16 protein-coding genes are annotated in these 11,976 nt (G+C 72.8%); 4 read left to right on the top strand and 12 right to left on the bottom strand.

Going from position 1 to position 11,976, the window contains the following annotated elements; genetic code table 11:
- Nucleotides 1–173 precede the first annotated feature (173 nt).
- The 12 genes from ACZ6EJ_RS19375 to ACZ6EJ_RS19430 all read right to left on the bottom strand — a co-directional run bounded on the left by ACZ6EJ_RS19375 (nt 174) and on the right by ACZ6EJ_RS19430 (nt 7,162).
- Entirely contained in the window at nt 174–578 is a 405-nt protein-coding gene (locus ACZ6EJ_RS19375; RefSeq protein ID WP_469268557.1) for a hypothetical protein, read from the bottom strand.
- A 46-nt stretch (nt 579–624) separates the two neighbouring features.
- Nucleotides 625–1,071 (bottom strand): gas vesicle protein K, encoded by a 447-nt coding sequence (locus tag ACZ6EJ_RS19380; protein WP_469268625.1) that lies wholly within the window; start codon nt 1,069–1,071, stop codon nt 625–627.
- Complete coding sequence (locus ACZ6EJ_RS19385; RefSeq protein ID WP_469268559.1) at nt 1,068–1,277, bottom strand: gas vesicle protein; 210 nt, start codon at nt 1,275–1,277, stop codon at nt 1,068–1,070. The genes ACZ6EJ_RS19380 and ACZ6EJ_RS19385 overlap by 4 nt, the downstream gene beginning before the upstream one ends.
- Nucleotides 1,274–2,104, bottom strand: a complete 831-nt coding sequence (locus ACZ6EJ_RS19390) for a GvpL/GvpF family gas vesicle protein (RefSeq protein ID WP_469268561.1) — start codon at nt 2,102–2,104, stop codon at nt 1,274–1,276. The genes ACZ6EJ_RS19385 and ACZ6EJ_RS19390 overlap by 4 nt, the downstream gene beginning before the upstream one ends.
- Nucleotides 2,101–2,526, bottom strand: coding sequence for a gas vesicle protein (locus ACZ6EJ_RS19395; protein ID WP_469268563.1), 426 nt, complete (start codon nt 2,524–2,526; stop codon nt 2,101–2,103). Before ACZ6EJ_RS19395 ends, ACZ6EJ_RS19390 begins: the two co-directional genes overlap by 4 nt.
- Nucleotides 2,527–2,578: 52 nt before the next feature.
- Nucleotides 2,579–3,766 (bottom strand): SRPBCC family protein, encoded by a 1,188-nt coding sequence (locus ACZ6EJ_RS19400; protein WP_469268565.1) that lies wholly within the window; start codon nt 3,764–3,766, stop codon nt 2,579–2,581.
- A complete protein-coding gene (locus ACZ6EJ_RS19405) occupies nt 3,759–4,319 on the bottom strand; it encodes a hypothetical protein (protein ID WP_469268566.1) in 561 nt (186 codons plus the stop codon). Before ACZ6EJ_RS19405 ends, ACZ6EJ_RS19400 begins: the two co-directional genes overlap by 8 nt.
- A 45-nt stretch (nt 4,320–4,364) precedes the next feature.
- Nucleotides 4,365–4,619 (bottom strand): gas vesicle protein GvpG, encoded by a 255-nt coding sequence (locus tag ACZ6EJ_RS19410; RefSeq protein WP_469268568.1) that lies wholly within the window; start codon nt 4,617–4,619, stop codon nt 4,365–4,367.
- A gap of 43 nt (nt 4,620–4,662) precedes the next feature.
- Entirely contained in the window at nt 4,663–5,373 is a 711-nt protein-coding gene (locus tag ACZ6EJ_RS19415; RefSeq protein WP_469268570.1) for a GvpL/GvpF family gas vesicle protein, read from the bottom strand.
- 2 nt (nt 5,374–5,375) lie between these two features.
- Nucleotides 5,376–5,810 (bottom strand): gas vesicle structural protein GvpA, encoded by a 435-nt coding sequence (locus ACZ6EJ_RS19420; RefSeq protein ID WP_469268571.1) that lies wholly within the window; start codon nt 5,808–5,810, stop codon nt 5,376–5,378.
- 44 nt (nt 5,811–5,854) lie between these two features.
- Nucleotides 5,855–6,157 carry a gas vesicle protein GvpO gene (locus ACZ6EJ_RS19425; protein ID WP_469268572.1) on the bottom strand — a complete coding sequence of 101 codons (303 nt, stop codon included), beginning with the start codon at nt 6,155–6,157 and terminating at the stop codon, nt 5,855–5,857.
- A gap of 387 nt (nt 6,158–6,544) precedes the next feature.
- On the bottom strand, nt 6,545–7,162 hold the full coding sequence (locus tag ACZ6EJ_RS19430; protein ID WP_469268573.1) for a TetR/AcrR family transcriptional regulator: 618 nt from the start codon (nt 7,160–7,162) through the stop codon (nt 6,545–6,547).
- A 375-nt stretch (nt 7,163–7,537) separates the two neighbouring features.
- On the opposite strand from ACZ6EJ_RS19430, the gene ACZ6EJ_RS19435 reads away from it, so the two are divergent.
- From ACZ6EJ_RS19435 to ACZ6EJ_RS19450, 4 genes are all read left to right on the top strand, one after another.
- Nucleotides 7,538–8,506, top strand: a complete 969-nt coding sequence (locus ACZ6EJ_RS19435; protein WP_469268575.1) for a tetratricopeptide repeat protein — start codon at nt 7,538–7,540, stop codon at nt 8,504–8,506.
- Between the two features lie 664 nt (nt 8,507–9,170).
- Nucleotides 9,171–9,836, top strand: coding sequence for a DUF6230 family protein (locus ACZ6EJ_RS19440; protein WP_469268577.1), 666 nt, complete (start codon nt 9,171–9,173; stop codon nt 9,834–9,836).
- Nucleotides 9,837–9,936: 100 nt separating this feature from the next.
- Nucleotides 9,937–10,479 carry a DUF6114 domain-containing protein gene (locus ACZ6EJ_RS19445; protein WP_469268579.1) on the top strand — a complete coding sequence of 181 codons (543 nt, stop codon included), beginning with the start codon at nt 9,937–9,939 and terminating at the stop codon, nt 10,477–10,479.
- Nucleotides 10,469–11,854: a hypothetical protein gene (locus ACZ6EJ_RS19450; protein WP_469268581.1), complete on the top strand. Its 1,386-nt coding sequence runs from the start codon at nt 10,469–10,471 to the stop codon at nt 11,852–11,854. Before ACZ6EJ_RS19445 ends, ACZ6EJ_RS19450 begins: the two co-directional genes overlap by 11 nt.
- Nucleotides 11,855–11,976 lie beyond the last annotated feature (122 nt).

An 11,976-nucleotide genomic window follows, 5' to 3' on the forward strand; every position in this document is an offset into this window, starting at 1 on the left:
CGCTGGGGGGGGTTTTGGCTCCACCCCACCAGTGTGGATTCCCACAACGGGAGGGAGATCCCCACCCCCGCCCCCGGCCCCCCCCCCCCCCCCCGGGGGGGGGGGGGGGGGGGGGCACCCCCCCCCCCCCCCCCCCCCCCCCACAGCGCGCACGGGCGTGCGCGCCGGTGACCTCAGATCCTGCCGCGCGCCAGCCGGGTCAGCGGGCCCATCGGCGGCTTGGCCGTCGAGCGGCCCACGGCGAAGGCCGCTCCGGCGATCCCGGCCACGCCGGCCGCCGCCCCGGCGGCGACCGCCTTGCGGTGCTTGACGGCGGTCCACGCCGTGGCGGCGGCCGTCGCCGCCTTCGCGGCGTTGGCGCTCACCGCCTGCTGCCCGCTCTGGAGGCCCGCGTAGGCGGCCCGCCCGGCCCGCCGGGTGGTCCCGCCGACCGACGACGCGCCCTCGGCGGCGGAGTCCTTGGCGTCCCCGGCCGCCGACCGCGTCGCGGTGGCGGTGCCGGTGGCGGCTCCGGTGGTGCCCTCGCGGGCGGTGTCGGTGTGGGAGTTCTTCGTTGCGTTCTCGTTCTCAGCGGTCATGGCGTCCTCCTTGCCTTCGAGGGGTCGATGAAACGTCGGGTCCCGCTCACGCGCCGTTCCGCGGGAGCAGGGAGCCGAGCGGCCCCAGATCGAGGTTCAGGTCCTCCATCGTCAGGCCGTAGCGGTCGCACAGCTCCGTCATGCGGTCGTGCAGGATCATCAGCGTCATCCCGATCCGCTCCTCCTGGTCCTCGCTCAGGTCGCCCTGGTCGACGCGGTGGACGGCGGTGCGCTCCATGAGCTGGCGCAGCAGTTCGACGATGGTGAGCACCAGTTTGATCAGGTCCCGCTCGACGGTGTCGGGATCGGTGTGCAGGCGTTGGGCGGCGGCCGACGGGCCGCCCTCGTCCGGCCGCGCGGGGGCGAGGCCGAAGGCGTGGGCCGCGGCGCGCGCCACCTCGTCGACCGTCCCGGCCCCCTCGGGCCCGCGGTCGCCGACCGTCCCGGCCTCCTCCTCTCCGCCCCGTCCGCACGTGGGGCACGGCCGGCTCACCACGGGGCCGGCTCCTCACCGGTGATGGACCGGATCACCGCCCGCAGGTCGATGTGGACGAGGTCCACGTCGGCGATGGACAGGACCAGGTCCCCGGTGAGGACCGCCCCGCCGTTCAGCAGGCGGTCCAGCAGGTCGATCAGGGCGATGGGCGGGCCCCCGGCGGTCTCCTCGCCGAGGACCCCGCCCACGAGGTCGGTGCTCACGGAGCCCCACCGCCCTCCGCGTCCCGCACGGCGGCCGCGGCGAAGGAGTACGGGGCCCAGGGCCCGGTCACCTCGACCGACACCCCGGCGACGCCCTCGGCCAGGGCGGGAAGCTCCCGGCGCAGCCGGTCCGCCTGTTCCCGGGGGACGAGATAGGCCTCGTTGGCCACGTTCACACCGGGGCGGGAGGCGAGCTGCCCCTGCTGCGGCCGGTGGACCGCGCGGTCCACCGCCACCCCGGCCGCCAGCTCCCCGGCGCGGGCGGCGACCTCGGACGCGGCCCGGTAGGCGGCCTGGCCCTCGCGCTGCTGCGCCCGGCGCCGTCGCAGGTAGGCCCGGCCCGCACCGGCCCCGGCCGCCGCGGCCACCGGCGCGGCCCCGGCGGCCGGGGCCGGTGCGGCGGCCGCGCGGGGGTCGGCGTAGACCTTCAGGCCCAGTTCGACCTGGCCCTCCAGTCGGCCCAGCAGCTCCGCGAACTGCTCGCGCCGGTCCGCCAGCACGGCGGCCACCCGCGTGTCGTCCAGGTAGACCGTGGCCAGCCGCATCGGCAGGACGGCGGCCTCGGCGAACGCGGCGTCCACCACGGCGTGGTGGGCGCGGGCGACGGCCTCCAACCGGTCCAGGTCCTCCATCTGCGCGGCCAGGCCCCGCTCGCTGAACGCGTCCGCCGGGACGGGGGAGACGAGCGCGCACAGCCCGCCCCCGGCGACCGGGCGCAGAGGCCGCCCGTCCACGCCCGTCAGACGGGCGGCGAGTCCGTGGAGCGCCGAGCCGTCGCGGCCGACAGCGTAGACGTAGCTCATCTCCCCGGCGACGGGCGTGCTCATCGCGCCTCCCCGTCCGCGGGGGGCCGGGCGTCCTCGGCGGGCGCGGCCTCGGGGAGGCCGGCCGCCGAGCGCAGGCGGGCCAGTTCGGCGCGCAACCGCTCGTTCTCCTCGGCCAGGACGCCGGGGGCAGTCGGCGGTGGGGCGGCCGGGGGCCGGGCCCGCGAGGAGAGCGAGGGGTCGTGCTCCCACCAGTCGATGCCCATCTCCTTGGCCTTGTCGACGGAGGCGACCAGGAGGCGGAGCTTGATGGTGAGCAGCTCGATGTCGAGCAGGTTGATCTGGATGTCGCCCGCGATGACGACGCCCTTGTCCAGCACCCGCTCCAGGATGTCGGCGAGGTTGGCCGACGCGCCCTGCTGCCCGTACGCCGGAGCCGCCCCCCTGGGCGGGCCCGGCATCCGGCCTGCCAGTGAATCGGTCACGGTGTCTCATCCCTTTCGATGTGCTGTCGGTAGCGGGTCTGCGCGGCCGCTGTCATCGGTCGGCGTCGGCCTCCGCGGTACGGCGCCGGGAGCGGCGGGCCGGCCGCGGCTCCTCCTCCGCGTCGTCCTCCTCGGGCTCCTCCTCGACGGGCTCGGGGTCCTCGAAGTCGTCGGCGGGCTCGTCGCCCTCCTCCGGCTCCTCCTCGTCGTACGCGGCCCCGGCCTCGTCCTCGGGCAGCCCGTCCTCGACGCCGTCGTCCTCGGGCTCTTCGTCGTCCGGCAGCTCGTCCTCGTACGCGTCGTCCTCGTCGTCCTGGGCGGGCTCCTCGTCGTCAGGCACCCCGGCGTCCAGGGAGCCGGTCCCGTCGCCCTCCGGGGAGGAGTCCTGGGAGGCGTCCCGCTCCTCGTCCTCCACGGCGTCGTCATGGCCGACGACGACTTCGCCGTCGCGGATCTCGCCGCGCCAGCCGTCGGTCGCCCCGCCGCGCATCATGATGAACTTGCGGTAGAGCTTCAGGTCCAACCGCGCGCGGCGGCCCTGGGCGCGCCAGATGTTCCCGGTCCTCTCGAACAGGCCCTTCGGGAAGTACTCGAGCACCAGCAGTACGCGGGTGAGGTCCTCGGTGATCGCGTGGAACGTGACCACGCCCTTGACCGTGCCCTTGGCGCCCTCGGTGGTCCAGGTGATGCGCTCGTCGGGCACCTGCTCGGTGACGTTCGCCTTCCAGCTACGGGTGGACTTGGCGACCTTCACCGTCCAGTTGCTGGTGGTGTCGTCCGCCTTCTCGACGCTCATCACGCCCTTGGCGAACGAGCTGAACTCCTGGAACCGGGTCCACTGGTCGTACGCATCCCGGACCGGCACACCGACGTCGATGTCCTCGACGATGGTGACGCTCCTGGACTTGCCGCCACCGCCCTTGCGACCGTTGCCGAACACGCCCTTGATCTTTTCCTTGACGGTGTCCTCGAGGTGCGACGCCCCGGCGCTCAGGGCGGCCTGGGCGGGCGTGCCGCCCTCCTCGAGGGTGTGACCGCCCTTCGCCAGGCTCTTCAGGGCGCCCGAGCCGCCGCCCGGCTCCCCCAGCTCGGACACCTTCCCTCCGAGGCGGTTCCCGAGCTGGGTCACCGCGTGCTCGGCACGGGCGCGCACGTAGTTCCGGAGCTCTTCCTTGAGGCGGTCGGTGGCCGGGTTCCTGACCACGTCGTCCTTGAGGCCGCCGAGCGCGGAGTCAGCCATCGTCGCCCCCTCGGGCCTTGCGGGCGCTGGAGGACGCGGACGTGCGGGAGGCGCCGGCGCGCTTGCGCGGGGCTGATGCGCCCTTCTTCGCGGTCCGGCCCTCGCCCGATCCGGAGCGGCTCTTCGACGCGGTGGAGCCGGAGGAAGCCGCACCCCTGCGGGAGGCGGGCCTGCGCCGCGTGCCGCCGTCCGACCCGTCCCGATCCTCCTCGGCCTCGTCGGACTCCGCGCCCTCGTCGGGTTCCTCGTCACCGGGGCGCGCGCCGAGGGCCTCGGTGCGCCGCTGGAGCGAGTCCGCCAGCCCGCCGGCCCGCTGGGTGATGGCCCGCGCGGCCGCGGCCTTGGTGGCGTCGACCAACTCCTTGCGGACCTGGTCGTTGAGCGAGCCGACCATCGGGGAGTCGGCCAGCATCCGGCCGATCTGCCGCGGGTCGAGGTCGAGCTTCCTGCCGGCGAGGAACATGCCCAACCCGACGGCGAGTTTGGCCTTCTTCGTACGGCCCAGCAGGTATCCCCCCACCAGTGCCGCACCCATCTTCGCGTTCTGCGTCATGTGTTTCGCACCTTCGATCTCCCCCGTCATCCGGGTCGTCGACGGTCATTGGTCCGGCACAGTCCGCCGGTACTCCTCGATCTCCTCCAGCCGGTCGAGCAGCTCGTCCTCGCGCCGGTCGAACTCCTCGGCGTCGATCACGCCGTTGTTCAGGTCCTGTTCCAGTCGCGCGAGTCGGGCGCGTACCGGCTCCGGGTCGTAGTACTCGCGTTCGGCGGCGAGGACGACCTGGTCGAGCACCCAGGCCGCCCCCCGCACGGGAGCCAGCGGAAGGGTCAGGACACCGGTGATGAGGCCCATGGCCGCAGATCACCTCCGCTTCCTGGCGGGATCCGCCCTGGAGTCAGACGAAGCTGTACGGCGGCAGGGGCCCGGTCAGGGTGAACGTGTACGCGTCGCCCCGCTGCTCCGCCTCGCGCCGCACGGCGTCGACGAAGGCGTCCACGCCCGCTCGGGGCACCAGGAAGGAGAGGTTGAGGAACTGCTGCGGGCCCGGACCGGCGGCGGAGCTGCGGGTGGCGGCGGACGCGAGCCGGGAGGCGACGTCCTCGGCCTCCCGCCGGTGGCGCTCCGCGACCTCGTGCGCCACCCGCTCGCCCAGCGCCACGCGTTCCTCGTGGCCGCCGTGGGCGCGGGCCCGCTCGTTGAGCTGCCGGATCTCGTCGGAGTCGGCCATGATCTCGCGCAGGAGGTCCTCCTCCTCGCGGCCGGCCTTGAGGTTGTACTCCACATGGCCGTCCAGCTCCGCCAGCCGCTCCCGGTAGCCCTCGACCTCCCGGTCCAGGGCCGCCACGACCTCGTCGTCGCCGGGGCCCACCAGCCCGAAGCGCATGGGCAGGGTCGCGCCCTCGGCCATGAGCCGTTCGAGGACGCCCTGGTGGGCCAGGACGTCGCGCCGTTTGGCGCGCAGGCCGGGCGGCGCGTCGCTGACGACCGCGGCGAGCCGGTCGGTGCGCAGGGTGCGCAGCGCCGCGGGCGGCTCACCGACCCCGTGCAGGTCGTCCAGGGGCAACGGGTGATCGGCGCCGGTGATGGCGTAGACATAGGTGGGCACGGCTACTCCTCACTTCGCTGGGTCTGACGGCTGGAGGCGGTCCTGCGGGCGGGACGCTTGCGCGGCTCCTCCGCGGAGTCCTCGCGCTTGCCCTGCAGCGAGTCGCTGATGGCCTCGACGGCTCCGCTCAACGCCCCCTTGGACTTGCCCTTGGCGCCGTTCTCCGTCATGTCCCCGACCAGGTCGGTGAGCTGACTGGGCGCCTTGCGGCCGGACTCCAGGTCGAGCCGGTTGCACGCCTCGGCGAACCGCAGGTAGGTGTCGACGCTGGCGACCACCACCCGCACATCGATCTTGAGTATCTCGATGCCCACGAGGGAGACGCGAACGAACGCGTCGATGACCAGGCCCCGGTCGAGGATGAGTTCGAGGACGTCGTAGAGATTTCCCGATCCACCACCGGTGGACGTCGCACTGCTTTGCTGGACGAGTGTCATGGGGAACCCCTTCCAGTGATCTCTTTCGTCTTGACGACGGAATGTCAGCGCCGGTCGATCTGGCCCCGTGCGTAACGGCGGAGCCGTTCGTACGCCATGAGTTCTCCCCGGGGGTCGAGCCGCACCCGGTAGGAGGCCATCACGCTCATGGTGTCCGGGACCCGCTCCAGCTCGAGCACTTCCACATCGGCCGTCCAACCCTCGTCGGTGGCCTTCAGGGCCGATACGGAGCCCGGCTCGCACTGCAACAACTCCGAGAGTTGCGCGGCCGCACGGCGCATGGCCGTGGAGACGCCGACGCGCTTTCCGTCTTCTTCCTTGTCCTTCGCGTGGTCAGTGGAGTTCATCCCTCCGCCTGTCACCGGGGAAGACCACCACACGGCGCGTCTTCCGTCGTCCATGGCTTTTATTCGCCTGCCCCTGTACACCGGACGTATGCATAACGACCATCGGCCGTGCTGACAAAGGGTTCTGACGGACACTCATATAGGTCGGGGGATGTGTGTTTCCCCAACTATGCGTGCCCAAACCGTAGTTCAGGACCGTCACGGGAGTGGACGCGCCCGAGGAGCGGCTGCGTGACCATGCCCCGCCCTGCCGGCCGGGCGGCGGCCGCGTTCGGCCACGGGCGCTTCCGCGTCTGCCACGTACAGCACCCGACCCGGTCCTGACGCGTGTACGGACGATGGGGCGCGTCGTCCCGGAGTCCCCAGGGTTCCGGGACGCCCGCGTCCCTATCCCTGCCGTAGCCCCGACAGCAGCAGCAGGGTGAACCGCCGGGCCCAGTCGGTGTCGACGGGTCCGGCGCTCACCAACATGCGGTGCACCACCGCCCCCGCGATCACGTCGAAGATCAGGTCGGCGGTGCGGTCCGCCGTCACCGGGTCCGTCTCGACCGGCAGCTCGCCGCGCTGCTGGGCCCGCCGCCGCCCTTCGAGCACGAGCCGCTTCTGCCGGTCCACGATCGAGTCCCGGATCCGCACCCGCAGCGCCTCGTCGCGGGTGGCCTCCGCGACCACCGCCATCAGCGCGGTCCGGGCCTCCGGCCGCTCCAGCAGGGCGGCGAACTGGAGCACCACGCCCTGCACATCGGCGGCCAGGCTGCCCCGGTCGGGCAGCTCCAACTCGTCGAACAGGACGGCGACCGCGTCCACGACCAGTTCGTTCTTGCCGGCCCAGCGCCGGTACAGGGTCGTCTTGGCGACCCCGGCCCGGCTCGCCACCTCGCCCATGGTCAGTTTCGACCAGCCGAGATCGACCAGGGAGGCCCGCGTCGCCTCCAGGATCGCGGCGTCGGCCGCGGTGCTGCGCGGACGCCCCGTCCGGGGGGCGGGGGTGTGGCTGGGGCTCATGATGCGGCGACGATACCGGCCAGTAGGAAGAACGGTTCCGCCCTGGCTCCCGTGAGACAGATCACCGGCGCCACCTGTGCCGATGCACCGATCGGCAGTTACGCTACGGGTCGTAGCGTAAGGAAGGCGGCAGGCCCGCCCCGAACGCCGCGGACACGCGACAACCACAGGCGCCGGGTGGGGACCCGGAGCCGAGCGGATCGGCCGAATGGGGATTCGGCGGGTCCACCGGGTCTTCTCCCGGCCTTTCAGGGGGCCTCGGGGGGTGGCCCCGAGCCGTCCCGGCCCGCCCGCCCCGCACTCCGGCGGGACGCGGATCGGCCCGGTTCCGCGATCGCTTTTCGGAACAGCGCGTTCAGGGGGGAGGATGTACGTATGCAGCCTAGGAACATGTCCATGAGCGGCGTCGTCGACCTCGCCGCTGTCAAGGCGGCCGGCGAGGCCAAGGCCAAGGCGGAGCAGGCCCGCGCGGAGGCCGCCCGCACCGGGGGCGCCGGCGCCGTGCCGCCCTCCGCCCTGGTGATCGACGTCGATGAAGCAGGGTTCGAGCGCGAGGTGCTCCAGCGCTCCGCCGAGGTTCCCGTCGTCATCGACTTCTGGGCCGAGTGGTGCGAGCCGTGCAAGCAGCTCGGCCCTCTGCTGGAGCGCCTGGCCGTCGAGTACAACGGCCGCTTCCTGCTGGCCAAGGTCGACGTCGACGCCAACCAGATGTTGATGCAGCAGTTCGGCATCCAGGGCATCCCGGCGGTCTTCGCCGTCGTCGCCGGGCAGGCCCTCCCGCTCTTCCAGGGCGCGGCCCCCGAGATCCAGATCCGGGAGACGCTGGACCAGCTCATCCAGGTCGGCGAGGAGCGCTTCGGCCTCACCGGGATCGCCGTCGACCCGAGCGCCGACGGAAGCGCCGCCCCGGCCGAGGCGCCGGCCGGCCCGTACGACGCCCTGCTGGAGGCCGCCGCCTCGGCGCTCGACGCCAACGACTTCGGCGGCGCGGTCCAGGCGTACAAGAACGTCCTCGTCGACGACCCGGCCAACCCGGAGGCCAAGCTCGGCCTGGCCCAGGCCGAACTCCTCTCCCGCGTCCACGCGCTGGACCCGCAGGCGGTCCGCAAGGACGCCGCCGAGCGCCCGGACGACGTGCGGGCCCAGCTCGCCGCCGCCGATCTGGACCTGGTCGGCGGCCATGTCGAGGACGCCTTCGGCCGGCTGGTCGAGGTGGTGCGCCGCACCGCGGGCGAGGACCGGGACACCGCACGACTGCGGCTGCTGGAGCTCTTCGAGGTGATCGGTCCTGAGGACCCCCGTGTCACCGCCGCCCGCACCGCTCTGGCCCGCGTCCTCTTCTGATCCCCGCCCGCCCCTGCGGACGGATCGGCTCCGGACGGAGCCGCTTGTGCCGATGTGACAAGACGACCGCGCTGCCCGGTGGGCAGCGCGGTCGTTTTGCCGCGCGGATGCCAATCGACGCCGGGGGAAGCCCCGACTTTGCCAAATCTTGACAAAGAGGCGCCCTGTTACTCGCAGTAAGCCGCCTGGGCGGTTCTGTCCTGTTTCCGCGATGTTTCCCGGCATTCTCCCGTCCCTTCTGTACCACCCTGCGTCGCCGCGCGACCCCGCCGCGCAGTGATGTGGTTACCGTGGCGTTACTAGCCGGTAATGAAGCCCCTTGTGTCGGAGCCGTGAATGGACCACGATCGGCCACGCTCGGTCCCTACCCTCAGCCCGGCCTCCAGCCGGTGCCCGAGGGGTTGTTGGGTCCCCACCGAGTGGGTCGGCGGCGGTGCCGCCGACCGCGGGCAGGGGGGTCCTCGCCATCGGGCGGGGCCTGTCCGGTCGGCCGTGCGCAGCGCACGGTCCGTGGTTGTCGCTCGGGGGTGAACGCCGGTGGATCGGACGCGGGAGACGCCTCCGCCACGGGCGCTCCCCTTCCCGAGGACGTAGCACCTCTCCCCTCCCAGGACGGGCACGGCGCCCGGACCGGAGATGTACGTCCGAGAAGAAGGAGCAAAGGATGAGTTCCCAAGTTCGCGGTGGGACGAGATGGAAGCGGTTCGCTCTGGTCATGGTGCCGAGCGTCGCCGCCACGGCGGCGGTGGGCATCGGGCTCGCGCAGGGCGCGCTGGCGGCGTCGTTCAGCGTGTCCGGCCAGGAGTTCAAGGTTGCGGCCACTGAACTCGAGGGCTGGGACTTCGTGCAGTACGGCAGTGTGGCGTCGGGCAAGACGCTCGACGGCAAGCCGATGAACGCCCCTGTCGCGGTGTCAGGCTTCAGCAAGGCCTACATCACGAACATGTGCCAGTCGGTCGTCACGCCCAAGGTGCCGTTCGGCATCGGCAACGTCACGCTGAGGCTGGAGGCGGGGGGCCCCGGCCACCAGCGCGTCTTCGCCAAGGACCTCTACCTCGACGTGTCGGAGCTCGACGCCGACGCCGAGTTCAAGAACATCGACATCGGCGTCGCGGCCGGTTCGCTCAAGGACTTCCCGAACAAGGAGAAGGGGAGGATGGGCATCCAGCCCAACACCGAGGCCAACCCCCACGGCTTCGCGCAACGAGCCGAGAAGGCCCTGCTGAAGAAGGTCGAGCAGAAGGCGTGGGCCACGACGGCGGGCACCTTCAACCTCAGCGGTCTGAAACTGCGCCTTCACACGGGCAACGAGAACAAGGAGTGCTACTAAGCACTCGTCCGGGCGGCCGGTTTCCGCGCTGCGTCGGCTTCCGGCCGCCCACCTCCCCTCCTCTCCTCACAGCAGTACCGGTTCCAGGGAGCTGTTTTCCATGAGCCCCGACTCCACAGGGCAGAACGAGCACTACCTCACCGTCTACCGGCGGGGATTCCGGACCTGGCGGGGCAACCGGCCGTTCTGGGCGGGATTCTTCACCATGGCGGGCGGTGTCCCCGTCGCGTACTTCCCGTACGCCAACATGCACCTGGGCAACGTCACGTTGGCCATGTCCACCACGGCCGGCGCCGGGTCCCTGATCATCGGGGTGCTGCTGGTCACCCTGGGTCTGACGATGTGGTTCCACCACATCGTCCGGGTGTTCGCGGGGGTCGCGGCCATCCTCCTCGCCCTGGTCTCCCTCCCCGTCGCCAACATCGGCGGCTTCCTGATCGGCTTCCTCCTCGCCCTCGTCGGCGGAGCCCTGTCCATCTCCTGGATGCCGGGGGAGCCGAAGAAGGACGAGGCCCCGCTCGACGACCTGGCGTACGAGGGGCGCTCCGCGGACGCGCTCCACGGCGTGGGCGCGCCCCGGCCGCCGGGGGCCGGGGCCGACGCGGCCGTGCAGGGCGACGGAGGGGGCCATCGTGCGGGGTGACGAAGGCCGGCAGACGAACGCGTACTCCGGGGACGACCTCCGCGAGCACCGGGGCCCCCGGCACGCGGCCCCCCGCAAGTCGCTGCTGGCCAAGCTCAACCTGCCCAGCGGCAAGAAGGCGTTGGCGCTCGCCGCGATGCCGACCGCGGTCTTCGTGGGCATGGGGCTGACGCCCCGGCTCGCCCTGGCCGACGAACACGCCGACATACCGTTCGCGCCGGGGCCCTGCGTCACCCGCTCCGACGAGCCGAGCCCCTCCGCGTCACCCTCCGCGACCCCCACCCCGTCCCCGTCGGCCACGGCGGAGGGCGAGAAGGGCGAGCCGGACGGCGACGAGCGGCCCGTGGGGGACGGGACCGCCGCACCGCGGCCTTCCGCGAGCGGGTCGGCCGGCGCCGGCGGCCCGGTCGGCACGAAGACCGAGGCCGAGGCCGACACCGCGGACCGGGAAACGCGGTCCTCCGCGTCGCCCTCCGCCTCGCCCTCCGCGTCGCCCTCGCCCACCCGGTCGAGGAACCCGCTCGACCCGCTCGGTGTGGGCGACGCCCTCAAGGACCTCTTCGGCGTGCCGACCGAGGACCCGGCCCGTACGGCGCCCGAGGCGGGCGCGAGCCCGTCGCCGCGCCCCACGACCGCGTCCCCGGAGCCGACCCGCCGCCCGCGGCCCGCGCAGAGCCCCCGGCCACCGCAGAAGGACGCCGTCGCGGCGAAGGGCGGCTCCGGCGAGGAGAACGCCGCCGACCCGGCGAAGGACGCCTCCGGAAAGCTGGCCGACGCCATCCGCGAGGCGGCCGGAAGGGCGGGCCAGAAGGTCGAGGAGCTGGACGAGGACGCCAAGGGGCTCGACCCGCGCAAGGACGAGGAGATCCCGGACGGCGCCAAGCCCCGGTTCCCCTGCCCCGTGCACGACCCCGAGGCGCTCGCCGCCGCCGAGTCGGAGCCGGGCCTGCCGCTGCTCCCCGCCGACCCGTGGATCCTGGAGTCGTCGCGGCTCGTCCTGGAGGACCTGGACTACCACGGCATCGTCGAGGTGAAGAAGGCCGACGGCAGGATCACGAAGGCGCTGAAGTTCACCGCCGAGTCCATCGACATCAGGGACCTGCACCAGCTCACCACCGGCCCGGCCGGCACCACGGGCCATGTGAAGAGCCGGCCCGGCTCCACGTCGACGATCCGCAACGGCACGGTGACGATGTACACGGAGGAGTTGAAGGGCAACCTGTTCGGCTTCCTCCCCGTCACCTTCAGCCCGCGGACCCCGCCGCCGCTGAACGTCTCGTACGCCGTCTTCACCAAGGTGAGGGTGGTCCAGGCCGGGCAGTTCGGCGGCACGCTCAACGTCCCCGGACTGCGCAACCACCTCGACGGCGGCTGACGGCCGCCGGAGCCGTACGACGCCGTGGGGGGGGGGGGGCCCCCCCGGGGGGGGGGCCCCGCCCACTTTCTCCCCCTCCCCGCGGGTCGGACCGCTCTCCCTCCCAGGTAGTCCCCCACATT

The organism is Streptomyces sp. NPDC041970 (assembly GCF_055588985.1).